Annotated in this window: 19 protein-coding genes and 3 pseudogenes; 9 read left to right on the top strand and 13 right to left on the bottom strand. The window is 65.0% G+C overall.

The annotated features are described in order from the left end of the window. Positions 1–37 precede the first annotated feature (37 nt). Both G6N68_RS02560 and G6N68_RS02555 read left to right on the top strand, forming a co-directional pair. Positions 38–1,723, top strand: a pseudogene (locus G6N68_RS02560) (molybdopterin oxidoreductase family protein); the annotation flags it as partial. Continuing rightward, positions 1,723–2,202 (top strand): hypothetical protein, encoded by a 480-nt coding sequence (locus G6N68_RS02555; RefSeq protein ID WP_163707430.1) that lies wholly within the window; start codon positions 1,723–1,725, stop codon positions 2,200–2,202. The pseudogene G6N68_RS02560 and the gene G6N68_RS02555, both read left to right, overlap by 1 nt. Positions 2,203–2,298: 96 nt before the next feature. Here G6N68_RS02555 and G6N68_RS02550 read toward each other — a convergent pair. The 4 genes and pseudogenes from G6N68_RS02550 to G6N68_RS02535 all read right to left on the bottom strand — a co-directional run bounded on the left by G6N68_RS02550 (position 2,299) and on the right by G6N68_RS02535 (position 4,709). Continuing rightward, positions 2,299–3,326: pseudogene (locus G6N68_RS02550) on the bottom strand (patatin-like phospholipase family protein). A 3-nt stretch (positions 3,327–3,329) separates the two neighbouring features. Beyond that, positions 3,330–3,788: a cyanase gene (cynS, locus tag G6N68_RS02545; protein WP_443093969.1), complete on the bottom strand. Its 459-nt coding sequence runs from the start codon at positions 3,786–3,788 to the stop codon at positions 3,330–3,332. Positions 3,789–3,814: 26 nt separating this feature from the next. After that, positions 3,815–4,168: a hypothetical protein gene (locus G6N68_RS02540; RefSeq protein ID WP_240355340.1), complete on the bottom strand. Its 354-nt coding sequence runs from the start codon at positions 4,166–4,168 to the stop codon at positions 3,815–3,817. Between the two features lie 25 nt (positions 4,169–4,193). Beyond that, positions 4,194–4,709: a nitroreductase family protein gene (locus G6N68_RS02535; RefSeq protein ID WP_163707424.1), complete on the bottom strand. Its 516-nt coding sequence runs from the start codon at positions 4,707–4,709 to the stop codon at positions 4,194–4,196. 96 nt (positions 4,710–4,805) lie between these two features. Between G6N68_RS02535 and recC the strand changes: the two genes are divergently transcribed. From recC to recD, 3 genes are read left to right on the top strand one after another with little or no spacing between them, the layout of a single operon-like run. After that, entirely contained in the window at positions 4,806–8,105 is a 3,300-nt protein-coding gene (gene recC, locus G6N68_RS02530; RefSeq protein WP_163707420.1) for an exodeoxyribonuclease V subunit gamma, read from the top strand. Next, complete coding sequence (gene recB, locus G6N68_RS02525) at positions 8,105–11,404, top strand: exodeoxyribonuclease V subunit beta (RefSeq protein WP_163718068.1); 3,300 nt, start codon at positions 8,105–8,107, stop codon at positions 11,402–11,404. Before recC ends, recB begins: the two co-directional genes overlap by 1 nt. A gap of 50 nt (positions 11,405–11,454) precedes the next feature. After that, a complete protein-coding gene (gene recD / locus G6N68_RS02520; RefSeq protein WP_163707418.1) occupies positions 11,455–13,257 on the top strand; it encodes an exodeoxyribonuclease V subunit alpha in 1,803 nt (600 codons plus the stop codon). Between the two features lie 150 nt (positions 13,258–13,407). Here the strand turns inward: recD and G6N68_RS02515 are convergent, their stop codons facing one another. The 3 genes from G6N68_RS02515 to G6N68_RS30465 are packed head-to-tail and all read right to left on the bottom strand — an operon-like array spanning position 13,408 to position 15,093. Further along, positions 13,408–13,809: a type II toxin-antitoxin system VapC family toxin gene (locus G6N68_RS02515; protein ID WP_163707415.1), complete on the bottom strand. Its 402-nt coding sequence runs from the start codon at positions 13,807–13,809 to the stop codon at positions 13,408–13,410. Beyond that, a complete protein-coding gene (locus tag G6N68_RS02510) occupies positions 13,806–14,051 on the bottom strand; it encodes a type II toxin-antitoxin system VapB family antitoxin (RefSeq protein ID WP_163707412.1) in 246 nt (81 codons plus the stop codon). Before G6N68_RS02510 ends, G6N68_RS02515 begins: the two co-directional genes overlap by 4 nt. A gap of 52 nt (positions 14,052–14,103) precedes the next feature. Next, positions 14,104–15,093: a hypothetical protein gene (locus G6N68_RS30465; RefSeq protein WP_240355339.1), complete on the bottom strand. Its 990-nt coding sequence runs from the start codon at positions 15,091–15,093 to the stop codon at positions 14,104–14,106. Positions 15,094–15,190: 97 nt separating this feature from the next. Here G6N68_RS30465 and G6N68_RS02500 point away from each other — a divergent pair, with 97 nt between their 5' ends. Then, positions 15,191–16,453, top strand: a complete 1,263-nt coding sequence (locus G6N68_RS02500; protein WP_163707409.1) for a metal-dependent hydrolase family protein — start codon at positions 15,191–15,193, stop codon at positions 16,451–16,453. Between the two features lie 193 nt (positions 16,454–16,646). Here G6N68_RS02500 and G6N68_RS02495 read toward each other — a convergent pair whose 3' ends face one another. From G6N68_RS02495 to galT, 3 genes are all read right to left on the bottom strand, one after another. Beyond that, entirely contained in the window at positions 16,647–16,823 is a 177-nt protein-coding gene (locus G6N68_RS02495) for a hypothetical protein (RefSeq protein WP_163706399.1), read from the bottom strand. A 105-nt stretch (positions 16,824–16,928) separates the two neighbouring features. Continuing rightward, complete coding sequence (locus G6N68_RS02490) at positions 16,929–18,044, bottom strand: galactokinase (RefSeq protein WP_163707406.1); 1,116 nt, start codon at positions 18,042–18,044, stop codon at positions 16,929–16,931. Then, entirely contained in the window at positions 18,041–19,123 is a 1,083-nt protein-coding gene (gene galT, locus G6N68_RS02485; protein ID WP_240355338.1) for a galactose-1-phosphate uridylyltransferase, read from the bottom strand. The genes G6N68_RS02490 and galT overlap by 4 nt, the downstream gene beginning before the upstream one ends. A 97-nt stretch (positions 19,124–19,220) precedes the next feature. Between galT and G6N68_RS02480 the strand changes: the two genes are divergently transcribed. Next, a complete protein-coding gene (locus G6N68_RS02480) occupies positions 19,221–19,493 on the top strand; it encodes a type II toxin-antitoxin system Phd/YefM family antitoxin (RefSeq protein ID WP_205351219.1) in 273 nt (90 codons plus the stop codon). A gap of 210 nt (positions 19,494–19,703) precedes the next feature. Here G6N68_RS02480 and G6N68_RS02475 read toward each other — a convergent pair. Next, a pseudogene (locus G6N68_RS02475) lies at positions 19,704–21,101 on the bottom strand (IS1380 family transposase). 47 nt (positions 21,102–21,148) lie between these two features. Here G6N68_RS02475 and G6N68_RS02470 point away from each other — a divergent pair. Beyond that, positions 21,149–21,583, top strand: a complete 435-nt coding sequence (locus tag G6N68_RS02470; protein WP_308494659.1) for a PIN domain-containing protein — start codon at positions 21,149–21,151, stop codon at positions 21,581–21,583. Here the strand turns inward: G6N68_RS02470 and G6N68_RS02465 are convergent. Then, on the bottom strand, positions 21,580–22,518 hold the full coding sequence (locus G6N68_RS02465) for a class I SAM-dependent methyltransferase (RefSeq protein WP_163718058.1): 939 nt from the start codon (positions 22,516–22,518) through the stop codon (positions 21,580–21,582). The two genes, G6N68_RS02470 and G6N68_RS02465, sit on opposite strands and share 4 nt — an antisense overlap. A gap of 72 nt (positions 22,519–22,590) precedes the next feature. On the opposite strand from G6N68_RS02465, the gene G6N68_RS02460 reads away from it, so the two are divergent. Beyond that, positions 22,591–23,277, top strand: coding sequence for a TVP38/TMEM64 family protein (locus tag G6N68_RS02460; protein WP_163707403.1), 687 nt, complete (start codon positions 22,591–22,593; stop codon positions 23,275–23,277). Between the two features lie 3 nt (positions 23,278–23,280). Here the strand turns inward: G6N68_RS02460 and G6N68_RS02455 are convergent, their stop codons facing one another. Then, positions 23,281–24,831, bottom strand: a complete 1,551-nt coding sequence (locus tag G6N68_RS02455; RefSeq protein WP_163707400.1) for an MCE family protein — start codon at positions 24,829–24,831, stop codon at positions 23,281–23,283. Between the last annotated feature and the right edge of the window lies 1 nt (position 24,832).

The raw sequence follows: 24,832 nt of genomic DNA, 5'->3' as shown, positions 1-24,832 counted from the left end.
CCTACGCCGCCTCGCCGAGGCTCATCCACAAGTTCTGATCATTGCTCGACTGGCCGGCAACACTCCCCCAGCGATTGTGTGCGTCGATCCGCGTACGACGCCGGTGGCTGAGCGGGCCACCGTACATCTGGCGCCCCTGCCGGGAACGAACGTGGCGTTGATGAATGCGCTGCTGCACGAGATCGTCAGGAATGACTGGGTGGACCACGGGTATGTGGCCGCCAACACGGTCGGCTACGACGAGCTGCAACGACGGGTCGCAGAGTTTCCGCCGGAGCGAGCCGCCGCCATCTGCGGTATCGAAGCGACAGACATCCGCACGGCGGCACGGCTTCTCGGCACCGCCGAGCGGTTGTTGTCGACGGTCCTGCAGGGCTTCTACCAGTCGCACCAGGCAACGGCGGCCAGCGTGCAGGTGAACAACATCCACCTAGTCCGCGGCATGCTTGGCAGACCGGGCTGCGGCGTGCTGCAGATGAACGGGCAACCGACCGCGGAGAACACCCGTGAATGCGGCGCCGACGGCGACCTTTCCGGGTTTCGCAACTGGGCCAACGACAGCCACATCGCGGACCTCGCCCAGTTGTGGAACCTTGAGCCGCAACAGATTCCACACTATGCACCGCCGACGCACGCGATGCAGATGTTCCGATTCGCCCAAGAGGGCAGCTTGAAGATGTTGTGGATCACCGCGACCAATCCGGCGGTATCGCTACCCGAATTGCGGCGAATTCGGGACATTCTGACGCAGGCACGGCTGTTCGTCGTGGTCGAGGATATTTTCTTGACCGAGACCGCGGAATTGGCCGACGTAGTGCTGCCGGCGGCGGCATGGGGCGAGAAAACGGGTACTTTCACCAACGCCGACCGCACCGTGCATCTTTCCGAAAAGGCCGTAGAGCCGCCGGGTTCCGCACGCAGTGACCTCGATATCTTTCTCGACTACGCCCGCCGCATGGACTTTCGCGACAAAGACGACCAGCCACTCCCGGCTTGGACGGACGCGGAATCCGCGTTCGAGGCATGGAAGAAGTGCAGCGCCGGCCGGCCCTGCGACTACACCGGACTCAGCTACGACAAGCTCCGCGGGGGTAGCAGCATCCAATGGCCCTGCAACGCGGACAACCCCAGCGGTACCGAACGGCTCTATGTCGATGGAAAGTTCTGGGCGCACCCCGATTACTGCGAGGCATACGGCAAAGACCTGATCACTGGCGCGCCGTTGGAACCCACCGAGTACCGCGCGATGAATCCTTACGGCAAGGCCATCATCAAAGCGGCCGAATACGTGCCGGCGCACGAAACGCCGTCAAACGACTACCCATTCGCGTTGATCACCGGCCGCACCGTCTATCACTTCCATACTCGGACAAAAACCGCTCGCGCACCGCAACTGCAGCGGGCTGCACCGGAAGTCTGGGTCGAGATTTCCCGCGCCGATGCCGTCCGCCTCGGGATCGAGGACGGCGATCACACACAGGTGTGTACCCCGCGCGGCACCATCACCTGTCCCGTGCGAATCAGCGCAATCCGCGACGGAGTGGTGTTCGTCCCCTTCCACTACGGCTACTGGGATGCTCCCGACCCCCGCAACCATCACCGTGCGGGCAACGAACTCACCCTCACCGATTGGGACCCGGTCTCCAAGCAACCGATTTTCAAGACCGCGGCGGCCCGAGTACTGCCGTCCGCGTCGCCGAAACCGTACCCTCGGGAGGCTTGATGAAACTCAAGCTGGCGATCCGCGAACTCTATCGCTCCGAGCGCAAGCTCGGCCGCGCGCTCAACAGCGTCGCAGCGCGGCACCACCACGACCACGACATTTGTCACGTCGCCCACGACTTGGCGTACTGGTCCTACCACCATCTCGAAGAACTGGCAGATCATGGCACCCACTACGACCTTCGGCTGTCCCCCAACCCGCGAATCGGCACGGTCACCGGCCTCGCTCAGTCGCGAGTCAGCGAATTGCTTCGGCGTCGTCCAGAACCCGCACTGTTGCTGCTCGCCGACCTGCGGCACCTGCATCGGTTGGCCGCCGGAGTGTCGTTGGACTGGGAATTACTGGGCCAAGCCGGGCAGGCCGCCAAAGATTGGGAACTCGTCGACCTCGCCGCGCGGTGCCATCCCCAGACGCTGCGTCAGATGCGCTGGGCTAATGCGATGTTGAAGGAACTATCGCCACAGGTACTTACCAGCTGATCCGAGGGTGAGCGGTTGCCGTAACCAAGTCTCGGCAACCGCGTCACACCGGCGCCTCCTCCTGCTGGAGATTTTGACACGAAACCAGTGGTCACTTCAGTGATATTGGCGGAACCGTTCGAGATATTTCACCCAGTTCCACGTTGAGAGGAACGTCTCGGCGGCCTCGTAGCCCTTCTCGAAGAGCGCCACGGCATCTGTTCGGGAGATGTTGAAGTCGAGGAAGTTGACGGCCGTGGAGTCGACCCGGATGGCGCGCGCACTGACCCACGGCTGGTTCAGATAGGTCTGATCACGTCCGACGAACATGGTGGTGATCAGCTGTTCAAGGAGTACCGACGGCGGCCCCAACAGGCGCAGCGCCCCTATCCCGGGGATCACCTGATCGTTGCCTTCGGGCAGATTGGGCAGCACCGTGACGCCGAAAGTGGGCCAGCGGGGCGGCTTCCCGTCGGGACGGTCGAACGAGTCGATCGGGAAGTTCGACAGCACCCCGCCGTCCACCAAGGTGGAGGTCAGCCCGTCGGCGCTGGTGAGGGTGACCGGACGGAAGTAGAAGGGGATGGACATCGAGGCGCGAATCGCGTCGGCGACTATCTGCTCGTCGGGATCCAAACCGTAGACCCTGCGGTAGTCCCAGGGCAGCCGCACCAACTGCCCGGTCGTGATGTCGGTGACCGTCACCGCCAGCCGGTAGCGACGCTCCTCCGGCATCTGCTTGTCGTTGAGGGCCAAATCACCGAACTTTGTCACCCCCAGGTTCTTCAACTCGCTCCTGATCCATTGGTGCGCGAAGTCGCCGCGATAGATGCCGCTGTCTCGCACCAGCCCCCAGGCCTGACCAACGACGGGCAGATGCCCCGCCGGCCCCGCGTCACGGAATTTCGGGTACGGCAGAGTCAGCGCCATTTCCTTGATCTGCGCGTGGTCAGCTGGTCGCCGTTGGAGGCGGCCGCCAGGATGGACCCGACCAGCGAACCGGCCGAAACGCCAGACACCCGCTTGACGGAATAGCCCGCGTCCATGAGGGCCACCACGGCACCCACCAGCCCGACGCCTTTGACACCCCCACCCGACAACACCAGATCCACCGGCTTCGGCTTGGCTGGACTCTCCGTCGCCATCCGTTACTCCGCCTCTTGCGACGAAACCCATTGGTAGGGGAGGAATTTCCCATCGAAGGTCACCACGACACGATCGCCCGAGGGATGCGACTTCTTCTGTAGGTCGATGCTGAAGTTGATGGCACTCATGATGCCGTCGCCGAACTGTTCGTGGATAACTTCCTTGATGGCGCCGCCGTAGACCTGGAGCGCTTCGTAGAAGCGGTAGATGGTGGGGTCGGTAGGAACCTTGGGCAGGTCGCCTCGTATCGGGGGTGTCGCCAGTATCGGTACCACCGACGAGTCGAGACCGAGCAACTCAGCCAGGACGGTGCCAAGCTCGGCCGGAATGGGGTGCTGACCGAGCAACGCCGACGTGGTCCACAACAGGGGCCTGTCGATGGCGTCGGCCAGCTGCTGCCAACTGAGCCCTTTCGCCAGGCGGTTCACCACGATCTGTTCAGTGATCTCGTGTCTGTTCATAACCACCAGCATTGCCGACGGGCTTGTCAGTGCAGAACCAGCATGGACAAGACGAACACGACGACCAGCCCGAGCAGGCCGCCGATCGGCCATCCGGCCACGACCTTGCCCCGGGTCGACTTGACCACCATGACGATCAGCGTCGTCACCAAGACGGTCGCCACTCCGATCCACATCGTGACCATCGCCGGAAACACCCGATAACTGGCGTTGCACGCCGAATCGTGACAGGCGTCGGTCGCCATCGCGAAGAAGAACGAGACCCAGACGCACAAAGCGCCGGCGGCAACCAGCAGTGCATAAAACAGGTAGCCGATGATGTTCCAGATCACGGTGCTTCGGGTCTGGGCATCCATCGGGGGCGGCACGCGAGTCACCATGCGTCCAACGCAGCTGCCATGCAAGTCACCAATGTCCGAAGTGGACGACCTCGTCAAAGGGTCGGCGGTCAGGCTTGCGTATCGGCGTGAGCGGACGATCCGCCGGATATCCCACGCCGAGCATGAACGCGACCAGATGATCGTCGGGGACACCCAGGATGGACCGGGCCTTGTCCTGATCCCCCACCGACGAATGCCCAGTGCCGATACCCAGATCGGTGGCCGCGATCATCATCGCCATCGTCGCCTGTCCGACGTCGTATTGGTCGGTCAGCCTGCGCCGATCGTCCGGCGGCACCGGCACTACCAAGACAATCGCGGCAGCCGCCGAAGCAATGTGACCCGCACCCCGCCAGACCGTCGAAAGTTCCTGCAGCTGGCCATGCTCGGTGACAACGACAAAATCCCACGGCTGACGGTTGCGTGCCGACGGCGCGCGCCAGCCGGCCTCGACGATACGTTTCAGGTCACCTTCGGGGACCGGCTTCGGCAGGTACTGGCGCACATTGCGCCGGGCGCAGATCGCGTCCCAGGTTTCCATCGCGTTCCTCCCCTACGGGCCGGCATCAGCGGGGCACCTCAACCGCCCCGACCATGTTGCCACCGTTGTCGGACCCGGCGTCTATGGTGACGGCCAATGGCGCTTCATCTCCATCGTGCCGAGCGCACCGATGTCCTTGCCGACGGGCTCGGCGCATTGCTGGCCAGCCCCTTGGCTGACCCGTTCGCCGAAGAGCTCGTGCTGGTGCCTGCCCGGGGCGTGGAACGGTGGCTGAGTCAGCGCCTTTCGCACATCCTCGGGGCCGTGCACGGCGACGGCGTGTGCGCGGGCGTGTCATTCCGCAATCCCGCGTCGCTGATCGCCGAGATCACCGGAACGGTCGACGACGATCCCTGGTCGCCGGAGGCCATGACCTGGCCGCTGTTGGAGGTGATCGACGCCAGCCTCGACGAGCCGTGGTGCCAAACGTTGGCGAAACACCTGGGACACTTCGACACCGACGCGGAAGCGGAGTTGCGCAAGGGGCGCCGCTACGCGGTGGCCCGCCGGCTCGCCGGCTTGTTCGCCTCCTACGCCAGACAACGCCCGGAGCTGCTGTCCGGCTGGTTGGAAGGTGGCTCCGGTGATCTCGACAGCGACTTGGCCTGGCAGAAGTCGCTGTGGCAGTTGCTGGTCGCGCGGGTGCCTGCCGATCCGCCTCATGTCCGCCACCGTAAGACCATCGCCGCATTACGCAGGGCACCCACCGACCTACCTGAACGGCTGTCGCTGTTCGGTCACACCCGTTTGGCTTGCACCGACATCGAGTTGCTCGACGCGCTGTCGACCCACCACGAACTGCATCTGTGGCTGCCGCATCCCAGCGATCAGTTGTGGCGCGGGCTCGCCGGCGTGCACGGCAGGACGCCGCGACCCCAGGACACCAGCCATCGCAAGGTCTTTCATCCGTTGCTGGCGACGCTGGGTCGCGATCTCCGCGAGTTGCAGCGCAGCCTTCCTGCGAATACCACGACCGACGAAGCGCTCGGCGATATCGCCCGGCCGGACACCCTGCTCGGCTGGCTGCAGTCCGATCTGGCCGCCAACGCAGTCCGACCGGCAGGCCGCACGGTCGGAGCGCATGACCGGTCGGTACAGGTGCACAGCTGCCACGGACCGGCCAGGCAGATTGACGTGCTACGCGAAGTGCTGCTCGGCCTGCTCGCGGACGACCCGACGCTCGAACCCCGCGACATTCTGGTGATGTGTCCCGACATCGAGACGTACGCGCCGTTGATTGCCGCGGACTTCGGTCTCGGCGATGTGGTGCGCGGGGTGCATCCCGCGCATCGCCTGCGGGTGCGCCTGGCCGACCGGTCATTGTTGCAAACCAATCCGCTGCTCGGCGTGGCGTCGCAACTGCTGATGCTGGCCGGCAGCAGGGCCACCGCGAGTGAGGTACTCAGCCTGGCCCAGGCCGCACCGGTGCGGGCCAGATTCAGCTTCGCCGATGACGATTTAGAGAGCATCACCGCCTGGGTCCGGCAGGCCAACATCCGCTGGGGCTTCGATCAGGACCATCGCAAGCCCTTCGGCGTCGACTTCGTCCACAACACATGGCGATTCGGCATCGATCGGGTGCTGGCCGGGGTCGCATTGTCCGAGGCGTCGCACGCCTGGATCGACTCCACGCTTCCTCTCGACGACGTCGGCAGCAACCGGGTCGAGTTGGCCGGACGCCTCGCCGAATTTATCGATCGGTTGAAGCGGACGGTCGACTCGCTCACCGGGACCCGGCCGCTGAGGGAATGGTTGGCAGCGATCGTCGACGGCATCACCGCGCTGACCCGCACCGACGAGGATGATGCCTGGCAGACCAATCAGATGCAGCGCGAGTTCGGCGAAGTGCTACGCACAGCGGGTCCACGGGCCGACACCGTGCTGCGGTTGCCCGACATCTGCGCGCTGCTGCAAAGGCACCTCGCGGGACGGCCAACGCGTGCCAACTTCCGCACCGGCACGCTGACGGTCTGCACGATGGTGCCGATGCGTTCAGTCCCGCACCGGGTGGTCTGCTTGGTGGGCCTCGACGACGGCGTGTTCCCCCGCATCGGTCACATGGACGGTGACGATGTGCTGGCCAGACAGCCGATGACCGGAGAACGCGACATCCGCTCTGAGGATCGACAACTGCTGCTGGACGCCATCTGTGCGGCCACCGACACCCTGGTCATCACCTACACCGGCGCCAACGAATACTCGGGTCAGCGCAAACCGCCCGCCGTGCCACTGGCCGAGCTACTCGACGCCTTGAACGCCACCGCCACCACCACGACGGGCCAAGTGCTTTCGCGGGTGCTGGTCGAACATCCGTTGCAGCCGTTCGATGTTCGCAACGTCGAGCGCGCAAGGTTGGTGCCCGACGTGCCGTTCAGCTTCGATCCCACCGTGCTGCGGGCTGCGCGGGCGGCCACCGGCCAACGCGCCGAGCGGCCGAAGTTCATCGCCGGACCACTGCCGGCGCCCCCACCGGACGACATCGTCCTCGACGACTTGATCGCATTCTTCAGAGATCCGGTAAAGGGTTTCTTCCGAGCGCTCGAGTACACCTTGCCGTGGGACGTCGACGGCGTCGAAGACTCGATGCCTGTCGACATCGATGCGCTCGAGGAATGGGCAGTCGGCGAACGCATGTTGAACGACATTCTGGGAGGAATGGCACCGGATGAGGCGCGGCAGGCGGAATGGCGCCGCGGAACATTACCGCCGGGTCAGCTCGGGTGGCGCAAGGTCACCGAGATCCGGGATCAGGCAAAGCTACTGGCTGACGCGGCACGGGAATACCGCCGAGCCGACGGGGTGCCGTACGACGTCGACATTGACATCGGTACCCGGCAACTGACCGGCACGGTACCGAAAGTGTTTGGAGATCGGCTGGTTTCGGTCACGTACTCCAAACTCCATGGCAAGCATCTGCTGGCATCGTGGATCCCGTTGTTGGCGTTGTTGACTCATGCTCCGAACCGGGATTGGTCGGCGATCTGCATTGGTCGGCCGCCAAAGGGAACCTCGCCGCGCCAAGGGCGCCTGGCTCGGCCGCAGGATGATCCGCGAGCCTTGCTTCGGGATCTGGTTGCCATCTACGATGCCGGACGATGTGAACCAATTCCACTGCCTATTAAGACTTCCTACGCGTGGGCGCTAGCCCGGCACTGCGGCGATGACCCGGTGCGGGCCGCGACACTCAAGTGGAGAACCGATCGATACCCCGGCGACGACCAGGAGCATGCCCACGTGCGAGCCTGGGGCCGCGACGCGCGCTTGACGGAGCTGATGCAACCGTTGCGGTCCGGCGAAGAATACCCTGGTGAGGACAACCGGCTGGGCGCCTTCGCCGCTCGCCTCTGGTTGCCACTTTTGCGGGCCGAGCAGGGCGCTGAAGGGGACGCCCGATGATGCAACCATTCGATCTACTCGGCCCGCTGCCCGCGGAGCGCTCCACCACCGTGTTGGAAGCCAGCGCGGGGACCGGCAAGACGTTTGCGTTGGCCGGTCTGGTAACCCGCTACATCGCCGAGGGTCGGGCGACCCTGGACAAGATGTTGCTGATCACATTCGGACGTGCGGCTAGCCAGGAGCTTCGCGAGCGGGTTCGTTGCCAAATGGTTGATGCGGCAGCGGCTTTCGATGACGCATCAGCCGTCGGCGACAACAAGTTGGTGGCCCAACTTCTGGACGGCACCGCGGTCGAGCGCGACGAAAGAAAGCAACGATTGCGCGACGCGCTCGCCACCTTCGACACGGCGACCATCGCCACCACCCACCAGTTCTGTCAGCTGGTACTCAGATCGCTGGGCGTTGCCGGCGACACTGATTCCGGCGTCAGCCTCGTAGAAGACCTTGATGACCTGGTCACCGAAATCGTCGACGACCTGTACCTGGCCCGCTTCGGGCGCCAACGGGACGATCCCGCGCTGAATCACGCTGACGCGCTGCGGATTGCCCGGACGGTGGTCAGGAATCCGTCGACACAGTTGCGGCCACTGGATCCAGAGCCGGGATCCCGTGCCGCCGTGTGCGTCGATTTCGCGAAAGAAGTTCTGGCAGAACTGGAGACGCGAAAGCGCCGCCGGGGCATCCTTGGATACGACGACCTGCTCAGCCGTCTGGCCGATGCGCTGGAAACCGACGACTCCCCAGCCCGGGCGCGGATGCAGCGCCGGTGGCCCATCGTCATGGTCGACGAGTTCCAAGACACCGATCCGGTGCAGTGGCAGGTGATCGACCGCGCCTTCAGTGGGCGCTCCACGCTGATTCTCATCGGCGACCCGAAGCAGGCGATTTATGCGTTTCGCGGCGGCGACATCGTCACCTACCTGCGTGCCGCGCAAACGGCGGGAGACAAACGCACGCTGCCTACCAATTGGCGCAGCGACAGCGTCCTAGTCGATCGATTGCAGGCCCTGTTGCGCGGGGCCGAACTTGGTGACCCTGCGATCGTGGTTCATGCCGTCGATGCGTACCACCAAGGCCACCGGCTGGCCGGAGCACGCCACAACGACCCGTTTCGGCTTCGGGTCGTACGCCGAGAGGCACTCGGCCGCAGAGGAACCCAGAATCTACCGATCGACGAATTGCGCGAACACATCAGCGCAGACCTGGCTGCCGACATCGGTGGGTTGCTGTCCTGCGGAGCGACATTCGACGGTAGGCCCCTTCAGGCTGGTGACATCGCAGTGATCGTCGAGAAGCACAAAGACGCCCGGGTGTGCCACCAGGCGCTGACCCAGGCGGGTATCCCGGCGGTCTACACCGGCGACTCGGATGTATTCAGCTCGGTTGCCGCCGACGACTGGCTGTCGTTGTTGGAGGCGTTCGAGCAGCCACACCGTCCGGGCGTGGTGCGTGCTGCGGCCGCAACGATGTTCTTTGGCGAGACTGCGGAAAGCCTCGCCGCAGGAGGCGATCGGCTGACCGACCGCGTTGCCGAGACGCTACGAGAGTGGGCGGGCCACGCCCGCGAACGCGGAGTGGCCGCTATCTTCGAGGCCGCACAATTGAGCGGGATGAGCGACCGGGTGTTGTCCTGGCAGGACGGCGAGCGACACATGACCGATCTGGCGCATGTGACACAGCTCCTGCAAGACGCCGCGCATCGCGAGCGCTATGCGCTCCCGGCGCTGCGGGACTGGCTCCGCAGCCAACGTGAGGAAGGCGCCGGCGCAGTCGAACGCAACCGGCGAATCGACAGCGACGCGGCGGCCGTGCAGATCATGACCGTATGGGTGAGCAAGGGGCTGCAGTGGCCGGTCGTATATTTGCCATTCGCGTTCGCCCGCAACATCCAGCAGCGCGATCTGGTCCTGTTTCACGACCAGGGCGTGCGCTGTCTGCACATCGGCGGGAAGGACAGTCCCGACTTCCACGTTGTCGAGAAGCTGGGCGCCGCAGAGGCCGCCAACGACGACAGCAGGCTGACCTACGTTGCCATGACGCGCGCCCAGTCACAGGTCGTGGCCTGGTGGTCTCCGGCCTACGACGAACCCAACGGTGGGTTGTCGCGGCTATTGCGGGGTCGGCGCCCCGGCGACTCAGTGGTTCCCGACCGCTGCAGCCCGGCCAAGATCACCGATGACGACGCGTGGGCCCGATTTCAGGAGTGGCAAGCCGTCGGCGGACTGGTAGTGGAGGAGTCGGTGATCGCTGCAGCCCCAGCCGCAGCCGGCCAGACTGCACCGTCCGATCTCGGCATCCGCCATTTCCACCGAGCCATCGACACCTCTTGGCGACGAACCTCCTACTCGGGACTGATCAGGGTCACCGAAGCTCCCAACGTCAGCAGTGAGCCGGAAGTCAGCGAACTCGACGACGAAGTAGGCGATATTCCGTTGGCAACTACCGCGGCCGGTTCTGATCTGCCGTCACCGATGGCTGAGCTACCGATGGGCGCGAGGTTCGGCACGCTGGTGCACGCGGTTCTGGAGACGGCCGATCCGTTCGCTGTCGATCTGGCGGGCGAGATCGAGGAGCAGATCCGGGCGCATTCCAAGTGGAATCCGGTGGACATACCCGCCGCCGAACTGGCCTCGGCGCTGATTCCGATGCACGACACGCCGTTGGGGCCCTTGGCCGGCGGGTTGACCTTGCGACAGATAGGACTGGCGGATCGGTTGCGGGAGTTGGATTTCGAGTTCCCACTGGCTGGCGGTGACCGTCGTGATGGCACACCCGATATCCGACTGGCGGACGTTGGTTTGTTGCTGCGGGAGCACCTGCCAGACTCAGACCCGCTGGCTTCCTACGCCGATCGGCTGATCGGAGATGCCCTCGGGAGTCAGTCGTTGCGCGGCTACCTCACTGGTTCGGTCGACGTGGTGCTGCGGATTCCCGACGGGTCAGACCACCGGTATCTGGTAGTCGACTACAAGACCAATTGGCTGGGCGATCCGGATCGGGCGCTCACAGCTGCCGATTATCACCAGGCACGTCTGGCAGAAGCGATGCTGCACTCGGACTATCCTCTACAGGCGCTGCTGTACAACGTTGTGCTGCACCGCTTTCTGCGATGGCGCCAGCCGGACTACGACCCAGACCGGCATTTGGGCGGCGTGCTGTACCTGTTCGTGCGTGGGATGTGCGGTCCCGATACCCCGGTGGTGGACGGGCATCCGGCGGGGGTGTTCAGTTGGGCGCCACCGGCTGCGCTGGTGACCGCGATGTCGGACCTTCTCGATGCGGGTCGGCGGGCCGCATGACGACCGAAAGCGCGGCGCAGCCGGGCGCATCGGGTCGTCATCAAACAACCATGACGACCGAAAGCGCGGCGCAGCCGGGCGCAGCGATCATTGATCCCGTCGGCTGGCGGCAGGCTGTCGGCGCTACCGGTCTACTACGGACCTTCAACGAAGCTGGTGTGATCGAGTCGGCAGATGTCCATGTTGCACAGCGGCTTACGGAGATGTCCGGCGAGACACAACCATCAGTAGCGCTGGCGGTCGCGCTGGCGGTGCGCGCGCTGCGGGCCGGTTCGGTATGCGTCGACCTGCGGGCCGCGCAGGAGCAGGTCGGTATTTCCGACCTCCCGTGGCCGGCGGCGGACGATTGGCTGGCGGCGGTGCACGCCAGCCCGCTCCTCGGATCGCCCCCGGTGCTGCGGGTGTACGACGACAACCTCGTCTATCTAGACCGTTATTGGCGCGAGGAACAGCAGGTCGCAGACGATCTCCGGGTGCTGCTGGCTGCCCCTGCACCCGCCGCAACCCCGGAAATCGGCCGATTGTTCCCCGAGGGCTACGAGGAACAGCGTGACGCCGCGAGTATCGCGCTTTCGCAGGGCTTTACGGTACTCACCGGAGGCCCCGGGACCGGTAAGACGACGACGGTGGCAAGGCTGTTGGCGCTGTTCGCCGAACAGGCGCAGATGGCCGGCAAGGCGCGCATGCGCATCGCGTTGGCGGCCCCGACGGGGAAGGCCGCTGCCAGGCTGCAGGAAGCGGTGCAAAGTGAGGTCGACAAGCTGGATGCCGTTGATCGGCAGCGGGTCACGGGACTGCGTGCGACCACGTTGCACCGGCTATTGGGCCCGAGGCCGGATACATCCTCACGGTTTCGCCAACATCGCGGCAACCGGCTGCCGCACGACGTAATCGTCGTCGACGAGACGTCGATGGTGTCGCTGACAATGATGGCCCGACTGCTCGAGGCAGTGCGTCCGCAATCACGCCTGTTACTCGTCGGCGACCCAGACCAGCTGGCGTCGGTGGAAGCGGGCGCGGTATTGGCCGATTTGGTCGACGGGCTGGGAGCACAAGACAATTCGCGGGTCGCAGCGCTGCAGACCTCGCATCGGTTCGGCGAATCAATTGGGGAGTTGGCGTCAGCGATCCGCGGCGGTGACGCCGACCGCGCTGTCGAGCTGCTGCGAGCGGGTGACGATCACATCGAGTGGGACAATGCCGAAGACCCTACCCCCCATCTGCGTAGCGTTCTTGTGGCCCAGGCGCTCCGACTACGGCAGGCCGCCGTCCTCGGCGACGCGACGGCAGCACTGGCCACGCTCGACGAGCATCGACTGCTGTGCGCGCATCGGCGCGGACGCTATGGGATCCAGCACTGGAACCGCCAGATCGAGAGGTGGCTGACCGAAGCAACCGGAGAGCCGATTTGGTCGGCATGGTATCCCGGGCGACCGGTGCTGGTGACGGCAAACGACTACGGGCTGGGTGTTTACAACGGCGACACCGGGGTGACGGTCCTGCATGACGGCACGCTGAGAGCCGTCATCGCCGGTGCCGCCGAACCGCTGAATCTCGCTACCAGTCGGCTGTCTGACGTCGAGACGGTGCACGCCATGACGATCCACAAGAGCCAGGGCAGCCAGGCCGACGATGTGACAGTCCTGCTGCCCACAGCCGACTCGCGATTGCTGACGCGGGAGCTGTTCTACACAGCGGTGACGCGGGCCAAGCGCAAGGTGCGAGTTGTCGGGCCGGAGGCTTCGGTGCGTACCGCGATCGCACGTCGGGCGGTACGAGCGAGCGGGCTTCGGTTGCGGCTGCGGGACGTGCTCAGGCCAGGGCCAGCGAGACCGGACTATGACCGTGACTGACGTTGCCCTACGGCCAATTCACGCAATCCCTTGCGGCAGCGGCGACTGTCGCCGACTACGAGGCATCCCAGGGCTGGTGAACATTCAGGTCAGGGACCCGGGATCCACTTTCGCGCGCTCCGGTGAGTTTCCTTTCAAAGATTCCCTCGATCACCCTGGACCTGAAGCTGTTTGGACACCGGTGTGCCCGAATTCGTTGCCCTTCCAGAGCAATGGCTCGCGTCGATCGATGGCCAGCGCGTAGGCGAGGCAATCGCCGAAATTCAAGCCTGCGGGATGGCCGCTACCTTTACCGAAATCCGCATAAGCCAGACGAGCCAGGCGAGCCTGGCGCTCGGTTACCGGCTCGACAATGAACTCGCCTTCCTCGAGGAACTCGTCAAGGCTTCTGCTGATGACTGGGTCACCCTGGGAATCTAGAACAATCCCGCATTCGAGGTAGCTCGCCGCAGACAGTCTGCGCGTATCGGCGGCGGCGATGGCTGCGGCGTAGGCCGAGGCGTCGTCCTCTGCCCGCAAGATCGCGATGACCGCCGACGTATCTACGATCACGTCGGCAACCCTCGCTCGTCATACAGCAGAGCAGCATGGTCGATCCGTTTGGTTTCTGGGGTCATCCGACTCGAGGTCTTGTGGCCAATGGCCAACAGGCGGGCGGCGAGATCGTCACTTCGCAGCCTTGCCAGACGTTCATTCACCGCAGTCGCCACCGCCTGAGCTTGCGATTCGCCGGTAATTTTCGCGATCTCCTTGACTGCCTGATGGACCGACGGATCTTTAATGTTCAACGCCATGAATGGTACCTTTCTACCCTCAGAATGGTACCAGCGCTCAACCAGCTGCGAGTCAGGCTGATCGCACATGGGTCTCGCGCACCGAATTACACGCCGCTACGAAACGGGCCCACTCCCCGGAGCGCGGTCGAACCCCACAATCCGGCACAGCCTCGTCGCTGACCTCCAGGTCGGGTCCAAGAGGTGCCAGCAGCTCGGCGAGTTTGAGGATTTGCCCTGCCGGACTATCAGCGTGGGACTGAAACACCCGGTCGCTGATCCATTTCTGGGCGTTGTCAATGCCGGACAGCAAGTTCAGCTCGGGAAGTCGCAGCGTCCCCTCGCATCGGGTCAATTGTTCCTCGAACCGATCGTCCCAGCACTCGGTCTTCCACCCCTTCCAAATGTCAGGAAGGGCCTGGAATATCCCCATGGTGTCGGCGGTTTGCCAGGCCCCCAACGTCTTTCGCGGCACATCGATATGCACGCCGCCTTCAGGTATCTTGCCCAGGGTCAACCTTGCGACGCCACGCCCCGGAAGCCTGTCCAGCAAAGCAGGCCCCAGCCACGCCTTGCTGAGGTGCCACCATAGCGGCCAAAACCGTAGCCGCCCATCGTCACCCACAACAGAAACCAGGTGGCACAACGAGTTTCGATTACGGGCCAATCGCAGTTTGAACTGCCGATCCCAGCTCTCGGGCCGCAGTTCAGCGCCGACGTATCCGGCCAGTTCGGCAGTTCCGTCGTAGGCCCAGACGACCTCGTAGTCCCGCCACACTTCGGCGAGCACCCTCATCACGGCCCGCCGTTCATTCATGTCCACCATCATTCCGTCACCGAAGAACAGCACCCGGCGACGATCGAGGTCGACCACTCCACCACCGTCGGCCCAGAGGGGGCTGACCCATTCGTTCTTGCCACATGGTCGAAGCGACTGCACATAGCGAAGCGCGAGCTCTGGCCCCGCGATCAGCGCATCCAACATGCGACAGCCCGCCCAATGTGAGTAGTAGAGCTGCCAATCCTGATCTTTGACGACGACGAAGTTCGCCCTGTTTCCCATTTTGCCCTCCTGACGTCAGTTGGCCACAGTCTGCGCCGAGGGTCCGACATCGCGGGCTAACCTACCGGGGACAGTTGCAGTCCCACGAGGAGTTCGGATGGACATTCAAGAGTTGCGGATCTCGAACGTCAACGTCTTCGACAGCGCCGCGGCCCGGATCACCGGGCCGATGGACGTCGTCATCGCCAACGGGGTGATCGAAACCGTCGCTGCCGCCGGCACGACGGAAACCTCGGGTGCCACCATCGACGGGACCGGCAAGACGCTGCTACCCGGATTGATCGACGCGCACTGGCACGCCGTGTTCACCACCATCACGCCGTTGGTGGCGCAGACCGCCGAGGTCGGCTACGTGTTCGCGCGCGCGATCGCCAGCGCCGAGGACACCTTGTTGCGCGGCTTCACCACGGTCCGCGATCTGGGTGGGCCCGTGTTCGGCTTGAAGCACGCAATCGATGAGGGAGTGGTTCCCGGGCCGCGCATCTTCCCGGCGGGCGGATTCATCTCCCAGACCGGCGGACACGGCGATTTCCGGCTGCCCAACGAGATACCCCGCGGCATCTGCGGCCACCTGAGTTATGCCGAGATCATCGGGTCCGCGGTCATTGCCGACGGCGAAGCCGAGGTGCTGCGCGGTGCGCGCGAGATGTTGCGTCGGGGCGCCTCGCAAATCAAGCTGATGGCCGGCGGTGGTGTCGCATCGACCTACGACCCACTCGACGTCTCCCAGTTCACCGAAGCCGAAATGCATGCGGCGGTGGAGGCGGCCGAGAATTGGGGCACCTATGTCACGGTGCACGCATACACGCCGCGCGCCATCCGCACCGCCGTTGCGGCCGGGGTCCGATGTGTCGAGCACGGGCAGCTCATCGATGAAGACACCGTGGCGCTGCTCGCCGAAAAGGACGTCTGGTGGTGTCTGCAACCGTTTCTCGACGACGACGACAGGCCGCCGCTGGCACCGGCGAACGTCGCCAAGCTGAAAGAGATGGTCGCCGGCACCGACACCGCTTACCAGTTGGCCATCAAGCATGGAGTCAAGATCGCGTTCGGCACCGACACATTGTTCGACGCCAAGTTAGCCAGCCGGCAAGGTGCGCAGCTCGCCAAACTCACGCGCTGGTTCACACCCGCAGAAGTGTTGCAGCAGGCGACTTTCCATAACGCCCAACTGCTCGAAATGTGCGGACCGCGGTACCCCTACCCTGGGCGGCTGGGGGTGGTGGCCGAAGGGGCGTTGGCCGACCTGATTCTGGTCGACGGCGACCCGGTTGCCGACATCTCCCTGATCACCAGACCCCACGAGGCGTTCACCGCGATCATCAAGGAGGGTCGCCTGGTCAAGGGCGAGGCCACCTAGCGCGAGCAGATACGGCGACTATCCGGCGATGCCCGGTGTTGAAGTCATCATGATCTGACCTCAACACCGGGCGTTCGGCCGAAAGCGTTCTCGTCAGGCCGATTTCGCGTGGTCTTGCCGCACCAGGTTGCAGCCCGCAACGAAGCGTTCCCACTCGGCCTTGCTCGGCCGGACCCCGCAGTCAGCCACGGCATCACTGGACACCACCATGCCCGGCTTGATGGGATTCAACAGTTCGGCGGTCGAGGTGACGCAGCGCGAGGTCCGGCCCGCCGAGTAGCGCATCGAGCATGCGGCAGCCCGCCCAATGCGAGTAGTAGAGTCGCCAATCCCCGTCTTCGACGATGACGATGTTCGCCCTGTTTCCCATGGTTACCCCTTGGACACCTTGACGCGGTCTGGACTCGCGCGTCGACTACCCAGAATCTCTACCGAGGGTCTGACATGGCTCGGAGGGCCAAGAGGACGAGCAAGCTCACAACGCCGTCGCGCCGGCGGCGGAATGGGTCCGGCGGATGGTCGGTTCGTCGTAACCGGCGTCGGCCGAAGCCCCGCGCACCGTCGCCGAGAGACTTTCCACCCGATCGAGGGGTACCAACGCGATCACCACGCCGCCGAATCCGCCGCCGGTCATCCGGGCACCCAGCGCGCCCGCGCGCACGGCGGTCTCGGCGATCAGATCGACCTGCGGAACGGTGATATTGAAGTCGTCCCGCATCGACTCGTGGGACGCGGTCATTATCCCGCCGGCCGTCGAGTAGTCCGAATCCTTTAGGGCGGCAGCGAAATCCAATACCCGTTGGTTCTCGGTCAACACGTGGCGAGCGCGGCGCAAGTCGACCGGATCGGTGACCGCGCTCAGCGCCGCCAGCCCGCGATCCTGCACGTCACGCAGCGTAGCCGCGCCCATCGCCGCGGCCGCGCGCTCACACGATGCTCGCCGGTCCGCGTACTCCCCGCCCGCATGACTGTGCCGGACCCGGGAGTCGATCAGGACCAGCGTGACACCGGCCGCGTCCGGATCGAATGGCACCGGCCGCACCGTGATATCACGGAAGTCGATCAACAGCGCGGTATCCGGTTCTGCAAAGAGCGCGGACAGCTGGTCAAGCAAACCCGTTGGGGCACCGACGTACTCGTTCTCGGCGCGCTGAGCGATCCGGGCCGCCTCGACACGGTCCAAGCGGGAACCCGTCGCGGTCGCCGTAGCGGTCTCCGTGGCGGTCTTCAAGGCACCCAGCACCGCACAGGTGAGGGCCGCCGAGGACGACAGCCCGGACCCGACCTCGACGTCGCTGGTAATCGACATCGTCCCACCGGGTACCTGATGGCCGACGTCGCGCAATGCCCAGACAACCCCGGCCACGTAAGCTGCCCAACCGGTCACATCGCGCGGCGCGGTGTCCAACCCGATCCGCACCGAGCCGTCGGCGCGGTCGCTACTCGCGGTGATCGCGTCGCTGTCGTCGGGCGTGAACGTGACGACCGTGCGCTGCGGCAACCCAATCGGCAGCGCGAAACCCAGGTTGTAGTCAGTATGTTCACCGATCAGGTTCACCCGGCCGGGCGCGGCATAGCGAACCGTGCTCATGTCGCCTGCTCGCACAGTCGCGCGGCCACCGCTTCCGGGTTGACGTCGCTGATGAACGCATCCATCGCGGATTCGGAAGACGCGAGGTATTTCAACTTCGTGGCGCTGCGCCGGATCGACATCAGCTCGACGTGGAAATAGCCCTCCCGCTGGGCCTCGGTGTCGTTGTATTGGTGCAGTGCTGACAGGTACGGCAGCGGCGAGGAATACAGCCGGTCAAACCTTTGCAACACGTCGCGATACATCAGGGTGAACTCGTCTAATTCGTCAGCGGTTAGTTCAGTGATGTTGTGTACCAGCCGATTCGGGTAGATGTGCACCTCCACGGGCCAGCGGGCGGCAAACGGCACGAACGCGGTGAACTTTTCGCTGTGCGCGATGATGCGGCGGCCGTCGGCGATCTCATCCGCGAGCAGATCACCGAAAAGGTTGCTGCCGTGCTGTTTTCGGTACTGATCGGCCTGGCTCAGCATGATCGCGGTGCGCGGGGTCAGATAGGGGTAGGCATAGATCTGCCCGTGCGGGTGCGCCAGTGTCACCCCGATCTCCTCGCCGCGGTTTTCGAAGCAGAACACCTGGTCAATTCCCGGCAGTTGCAGCAAGTCGGCCGTGCGATGCCGCCACGCCTCGACCACCAGCCGCGCGTGCGTGGGGCCCAGCTCCGCGAACGATCCGGAGTGGTCCGCCGAGAAGCAGATCACCTCGCAGCGTCCGTACCCGGGCACGGCCACGAAGCCCTCAGCAGGTGGGTTCGGGACGGTGCCGGCGCCGGCCAGGCTGGGGAACCGGTTCTCGAAGACGACGACGTCGTAATCGGCGGCGGGTATCTCGCTGGTCAGCCCGGTGGGTCCTGGGCACAGCGGGCATTGATCGGGCGGCGGCTTGTAGGTGCGGTCCTGTCGCTGCGCGGCGATGATCACCCACTGGCCGGTCGTCCGGTCATACCGCAGTTGCGACGGGGTTGGATCGCGCTCAGCCAGTGGCCGACGATCCGGCACCGGCGCCGCGACGTGCCCGGGCAACGTGAAAAAAAGCATGTCACGGCCGTCGGCCAGGGTCCACCGCGTCGGCGCCGTCACGTTGTGGAACCTTACTGCCGCGACTCACGGTTGGTGCAGCGTGACTGCCACCAGTGTCTCGAGTAGTCGTACTACATTTTTGTAGTACGGTGTATGTATGGCCGAAGTGCCCGTGCGCGAGTTGAACCAGGACACTGCAGGGGTTCTCGCGCGGGTCAAACGCGGCGAGCACATCGACATCACCGAACGCGGAACCGTCGTGGCCCGACTGGTCCCCGCGCAAGAGAATCCCCTGGCCGAAATGATCAGTGCCGGAAAGCTACATCCCGCCACCGTAGTGGGACCGACACCGCGGCCGACCGGGCCAGTCAACACCGACAACGAAGCCGGCCAGGTGTTGCGCGAGTTGCGGGACGCCGAGCGTTTCTGATGCTCTACCTGGACACCTCCGTACTCGTGAAGCTGATTAGCCTCGATTTTGCATCGAATTGATGATTGAGCCGTTCTGGCGCTGAATGGTGTTGTTGGGTAGGCATTTTCGGTGTGGTGGCGTGGAGAGTTGTCCCGTGTCGCCGGGCGGGGCGGGCTTTCCTGGGGCCGGTGGTCTTTCGTGGTCGGTTGGGTGGTGGTCGCCGGGGTGTTATCCGAAGGCGGTGCGGATGTGTTGCCAGGCGGTCGCGATGGCTGCGGCCCATCGCCAGGTGGCATCGAGGCGTAGCCGTTGTTGGCGTGCGCCGTGGGTGATGCGGGCGGCGATGTGCAGGATCCGGTAGCGGAATGTGGTGATCTCGATGCGGGCCAGGCCGGGGTGGTCGTGAAAGCCGATCAGCCGGGCCCAGGTGACCAGATCGGTGGCGGCCAGGATGATTTCCAGCCAGGCGGCGTTGGACCAAAACGAGTGGCACGGAAAGTTGCGCAGCCCGGTGGCCTTTAGTTCGCGGATGCGGTCCTCGATGCGGGCGTGCTGGCGGTGCCGCAACTCCAATCCGGCGACTTGACCAGGGATGACCCCGGGTGCGGTGTCGGTGATGAACGCGGTCACGCGCATGCCGTCGGCGTCGGTGAACCGCAGCTGGGCCCCGGGTGGGGCGTTCTTTGCGCAGGATCAGCCGGGTTCCGGCCGGCCATGAGGACAGGTTGACCAGACCGGTGGCCTCGGCGACCCAGGCGCCCTCGCGGATACCGCCGTCGGTGTCGATGGCCGGGTCCCAGACATCGGCGAGGGTCAGGGTGTCCACGGCGTCTTGGACCCGCCAATCGACGGGGTAGCCGAAGGAGAACCCCACCCCCAGCCTGCGGCACGCCTGGGCGAAGCGGTGGGTGGACCCGCCGGTGTCGCAGCGCACCAGCAGCTTCGGGTTGTCGGGATCCTCGGGATGGGCGGGGTCGGGCTGGTATCGCCGCGGCAGGGCGGCCAGCGCCTGCTCGAGGACGATGACGTGATCGGAGGCGGTGTTGGAGCCGGCGTTACCGTTGCGCAGCAGCCCGGCCAGGGCCTCCCCGCCGGCGATGTCCGGGCGGTCCAGAAACGCCAGCAGCGGGTGATGACCATAGGTTTTCTTCCAGGTCGCCGCAGCGCCGGTCTTGTTGTCGGAGTGATCGATCACCAGGGTGGCGTCGATGTCGATGTGCAGCCACCCCTGGGTGGGGCGGCTCCGGCCGCCCAGGCCGCCCCGCGCCCGAGCCCGCGCTGTGCGCACCCCGGCAGGTGTGCGGCATCGATGCGCTGATCGATCAACCGCCACATAGTGGTCGTCGACGCCTTCGCGCCGAACACATGCTCACGATCGCCGCACAGTTGACCAACTGCGTCGATGCAGTCCGCGCCGTCGGCGACCGCGGCCGCCAGATCGGCGAACACGTCCCCGGGCGCATACACCCACGGGCCCCGGTACGTGTCGGCCAACGCGGCGGTGACCTGCGCCGACAACCCCGTGCGGTCCGCGAGCTCGCGCAGCATGCCCATCCCGGCGTGCGACACGACACCATGCCCGTCAGCAGACACTTTCACCCGCGATGCTAGCGCGATATTCTTCACTCGCGAAGTGCCTTCCCTTGGGACCGATTGAACCGTAGACAAGTCCAATTATCCCTTGCAGGACAGGCACTTTCGCTTATCTACACCCCGTTTCTCGAGGCATTTCACGAAAAATCTGGGTTAGGCGCGAACCCGAAAGTGATGAATTAGCAGAGTGGCTCGATGCGCAGGCGCCCGCGCCGTGGGTGTCATCGACGCTGATCGAGGTGGAACTGCCCCGGGCTCTGCGGCGGGTTGATCCCTCATTGCTTGCCCGCGTTCCCGGGATAGTGTCGCGAGTCGCCCGTTACGAGATCGACGAAGTCGTTCGGGCTGCTGCAGGGGCCCTGCCCGACCCCACACTCAGATCCCTCGACGCGATTCATCTCGCAACGGGCCAAACGGTGTTTGGTACCAAGCTGACCGCGTTCGTTTCCTACGACGAACGCTTGCTCGCTGCCGCGGCCTCGGCGGGCCTTCCGACAGTCGCTCCCGGCCGCTAGCGCGCGCCGTAGACGAACACGGTGCGCGGCGTGGTGTCTTCGATTCCGTCCGGGATGCCGCGACCATATCCGGACATAAGTTCTTGAGAGGGCGTCGCTTTCACGTCCCAACCGTGCCGGCGCAGCCAGTCGGCGACGTCTTCACGCTCCTCGAAGTACCACAGCTCGTCGGTTCTCGGTATTTCGCGCTGCGGATCGACATCTGCCATCAAGTTGCGCAGCCGCTCCATCCGCTCGCGGCGGCGGGCGCGAACGTCCGGGTCCATCCAGCCGGGTCCGGGGGCTTCCACTGCGACCCGGCTTCCCGCCGCGCTGAGCTCGTCAATACGGTTGAACAGCAAATCCTGGCCAGCCGCCGGCAAATACGGCAGCAGACCCTCGACCGACCAAGCGCTGGGTTGCGAGGGATCAAAACCGGCCTGCCGCAAAGCCGTCGGCCAATCCTGACGCAGGTCTACCGCCACACCGACCCGGTGACACGTCGGTTCGGCGCCATGCTCGGCCAGAGTGGAAGTCTTGAATTCCAGCACCTTGGGCTGATCGAGCTCATAGACCGTAGCGGTGTCGGGCCACGGCAACCGCCAGGCGCGGGAGTCCAATCCGGCGGCCAGGATGATGTGTTGGCGGACGCCGACCTGGGCGGCTTCGATGAAGAAGTTGTCGAAAAACATTGTGCGCGAGGCCATATAGCCCATCATCGACTGCATCTGGACAGGCAACTGGGGTTCGGCCGCGAGGATTTCGTCCGGCAGTTTGGGTGCGGCGAACCAGTTCCACACCCCGTCACCAGCGGCATTCAGGAACACGCGCGCGAACGGGTCGCGCACCAGTGGAGAGTCGCTTTCCGTTTCCGCCGCGCGCGCGGCCGCCACACCCAGGGCCGTGGCGCCCACGCTTTCGGTGATCTCCCAACTGTCGTCATCGGTCCTTACCACGCCCATGTCCTCCCACTTGGCCGGCATGCCAGTGCCGACCCTACGTGAGACTCGGGAACAATTGCGGACAGCATGGTCGACGAAATCTCACCCGATCCCCCGTCACGGCGGCGCGACATCGCGCGACTCGCGGTGTTCGCCGGCTTTCTGGTGCTGCTGTTTTACCTGGTCGCCGTCGTCCGAGTGATCGACGTCGAGGCGGTGCGGCGCTTCATCGCGGCAACGGGTCCGATGGCGCCGGTGACCTACGTCGTCGCCTCATCAATCCTCGGGGCACTGTTCGTGCCAGGGCCACTCCTGGCCGCGGGCAGTGGCCTGCTGTTCGGCCCCATCCTGGGCACGTTCGTGACGCTGGGCGCGACGGTGGGCTCGGCAACGGCCGCCAGCCTCGCCGGCCGCCGGGCCGGCCGAAAAAGCGCGCGCAACCTGCTGGGCCAGCAGCGCGCCGACCGGGTCGACGCCCTGATCGAACGGCGCGGGCTGTGGGCGGTCGTGGGGCAGCGGTTCGTCCCCGGCATATCCGACGCGCTCGCCTCCTATATGTTCGGAGCATTCGGAGTTCCGTTGTGGCAGATGGCCGTCGGTGCGTTCATCGGGTCGGCGCCGCGCGCCTTCGTCTATACGGCGTTGGGCGCTTCGATCGGGGACTTGTCTGCACCGTTGGCGTTCGTCGCCATAGGAGTGTGGTGCGTGACCGCCGTCATCGGGGCCTTCGCCGCACACCGTGGATTCCGGCATTGGCGCGAGCACAGCGGCTGATTTCTAGTTGGACGGCCCCAGCATTTTCTTCCATCCGTCGTCGCCGACATCACCGGAGTTCTGGACGGAATACACCGCACCATCAGGCCCGACGACTACGCCGCTCTGTACGTCGTAGACCGCGGCAGGGCCCGGACTCGGGACGTAGACACACGGATTCGGTTGCTGCCCGTTGCATCTGACCGTGCCTGAGCCAGGACGCTGCAACGGGTCGCTGACCGGTGGCGGGGTGCCCGGCAAGCGATCGGCGGGCACGGGGTTGAGACCGTTGTTGACCGACGGTGCCGGAATCACCTGACCCGGCTTTACCGGTTGGTCACAGCGCGCGGCCGGGGCGGGACAGGTGAGGATCTGATCCGGGTTCCCGTACCAGGGGTTGGTACCCAGCGGCACGTAGGGCTCGTTGCTGCGGCACTCGCGTGGGGTCGCCGCCCGCTTGCCGGGTACGTCCACGCACGGATAATTGCGCGCTCCGCGAACCACATTCTGTGCATCCATCGGAATCTTGCAGTAGGTGCCACTTGGTAGCGGGGCGGGGCTGGTGTCGGCCGGCGCACGCCACTCCGATGCCGACATGAAGCCGGTAAGACACGGCGGCGGGTAATTGAGCGTCAGCGCGCCGACGCCGAGCGACGCCTGGCCAGGAAATGACGAGGTGACCGACTGAGCGATCGCAGCCGACTGAGGCAGGAACACCAGCGCCTGCTCCACGCCGTTGTGGTAGCGCCTCAGCATGTCCAGCACGACCTCGAGATTGGCCAGCGTCTGCGGCAACGCCTCCCGCACGTCGCCGAACGCACCGTTGATCTCGTCGGCGGTCGGCGCCGCATTGGCCAGGATGTGTTGCACCGCAGGATCCTGCTGGGCCAGTTGCGCGGACAACTCCTTGAGGTTCGCGGCCCACCGAGCGATGTCCTGACCGGAGTTGACCTGGCTGTCGACGATCGGTGCGGAACGCACGATGAGTGCGTCGATCTCGTCCATGTTGGCCCTGAAATCACGGGCGATCGCCTGGGTGGCGTCGAACAGGCGCCTTAGCGCGGGCCCAAGGCCGCCCACCGCCTGCGATGTCTCGCTGAGCAGCATCCCGACCTTGTCCCTGGGCAGCACTTCCAGACCACGATTGGCGGCGTCGAGCGCGGGGCCGATCTGGCTGGGGACGGTGCTGTTGGTGATCGTCTGTCCGTCGCGAAGGTAGGGACCGCCTTTGTGGGTCGACACGAGGTCGATGTACTGCTCGCCGACTGCAGATACCGAATGCACATTGGCTGACGCGTCGACCGGGATCTGGTAACCCGAGTCGACACTCAACGTCGCGCGCACCCCGCGATCATGTGGCTCGACATCGGTGACCGTGCCGATCGTGACGCCCCGGTAGGTGACGTTGGCGGTCCGGTACAAGCCGCCCGATTGGCGCAGTTCCACGTACAGCGTGTAGCGGCCGATGCCGACGAGGCTGGGCACCCGCAGGAAGTACCAGCACAAGACGACCACTGCAGCCAGCGCGAGCACGACGAAGATGACCAGTTGGGTCTTGATCAGGCGAGTCAGCATT

Origin of the sequence: Mycobacterium bourgelatii, assembly GCF_010723575.1 — a bacterium.
Lineage (GTDB): Bacteria > Actinomycetota > Actinomycetes > Mycobacteriales > Mycobacteriaceae > Mycobacterium > Mycobacterium bourgelatii.
The sequence above is the reverse complement of the archived record's forward strand: the minus strand, read 5'-3'. Positions and strand labels throughout refer to the sequence as shown.

Bases quoted from the DNA above. Each gene is read 5' to 3' on its own strand.
- G6N68_RS02555 (WP_163707430.1), top strand. From the start codon at position 1,723: ATGAAACTCAAGCTGGCGATCCGCGAACTCTATCGCTCCGAGCGCAAG.
- cynS (WP_443093969.1), bottom strand. From the start codon at position 3,788: ATGAACAGACACGAGATCACTGAACAGATCGTGGTGAACCGCCTGGCG.
- G6N68_RS02540 (WP_240355340.1), bottom strand. From the start codon at position 4,168: ATGGTGACTCGCGTGCCGCCCCCGATGGATGCCCAGACCCGAAGCACC.
- G6N68_RS02535 (WP_163707424.1), bottom strand. From the start codon at position 4,709: ATGGAAACCTGGGACGCGATCTGCGCCCGGCGCAATGTGCGCCAGTAC.
- recC (WP_163707420.1), top strand. From the start codon at position 4,806: ATGGCGCTTCATCTCCATCGTGCCGAGCGCACCGATGTCCTTGCCGAC.
- recB (WP_163718068.1), top strand. From the start codon at position 8,105: ATGCAACCATTCGATCTACTCGGCCCGCTGCCCGCGGAGCGCTCCACC.
- recD (WP_163707418.1), top strand. From the start codon at position 11,455: ATGACGACCGAAAGCGCGGCGCAGCCGGGCGCAGCGATCATTGATCCC.
- G6N68_RS02510 (WP_163707412.1), bottom strand. From the start codon at position 14,051: ATGGCGTTGAACATTAAAGATCCGTCGGTCCATCAGGCAGTCAAGGAG.
- G6N68_RS30465 (WP_240355339.1), bottom strand. From the start codon at position 15,093: ATGGGAAACAGGGCGAACTTCGTCGTCGTCAAAGATCAGGATTGGCAG.
- G6N68_RS02500 (WP_163707409.1), top strand. From the start codon at position 15,191: ATGGACATTCAAGAGTTGCGGATCTCGAACGTCAACGTCTTCGACAGC.
- G6N68_RS02495 (WP_163706399.1), bottom strand. From the start codon at position 16,823: ATGGGAAACAGGGCGAACATCGTCATCGTCGAAGACGGGGATTGGCGA.
- G6N68_RS02490 (WP_163707406.1), bottom strand. From the start codon at position 18,044: ATGAGCACGGTTCGCTATGCCGCGCCCGGCCGGGTGAACCTGATCGGT.
- G6N68_RS02480 (WP_205351219.1), top strand. From the start codon at position 19,221: ATGGCCGAAGTGCCCGTGCGCGAGTTGAACCAGGACACTGCAGGGGTT.
- G6N68_RS02460 (WP_163707403.1), top strand. From the start codon at position 22,591: ATGGTCGACGAAATCTCACCCGATCCCCCGTCACGGCGGCGCGACATC.
- G6N68_RS02455 (WP_163707400.1), bottom strand. From the start codon at position 24,831: ATGCTGACTCGCCTGATCAAGACCCAACTGGTCATCTTCGTCGTGCTC.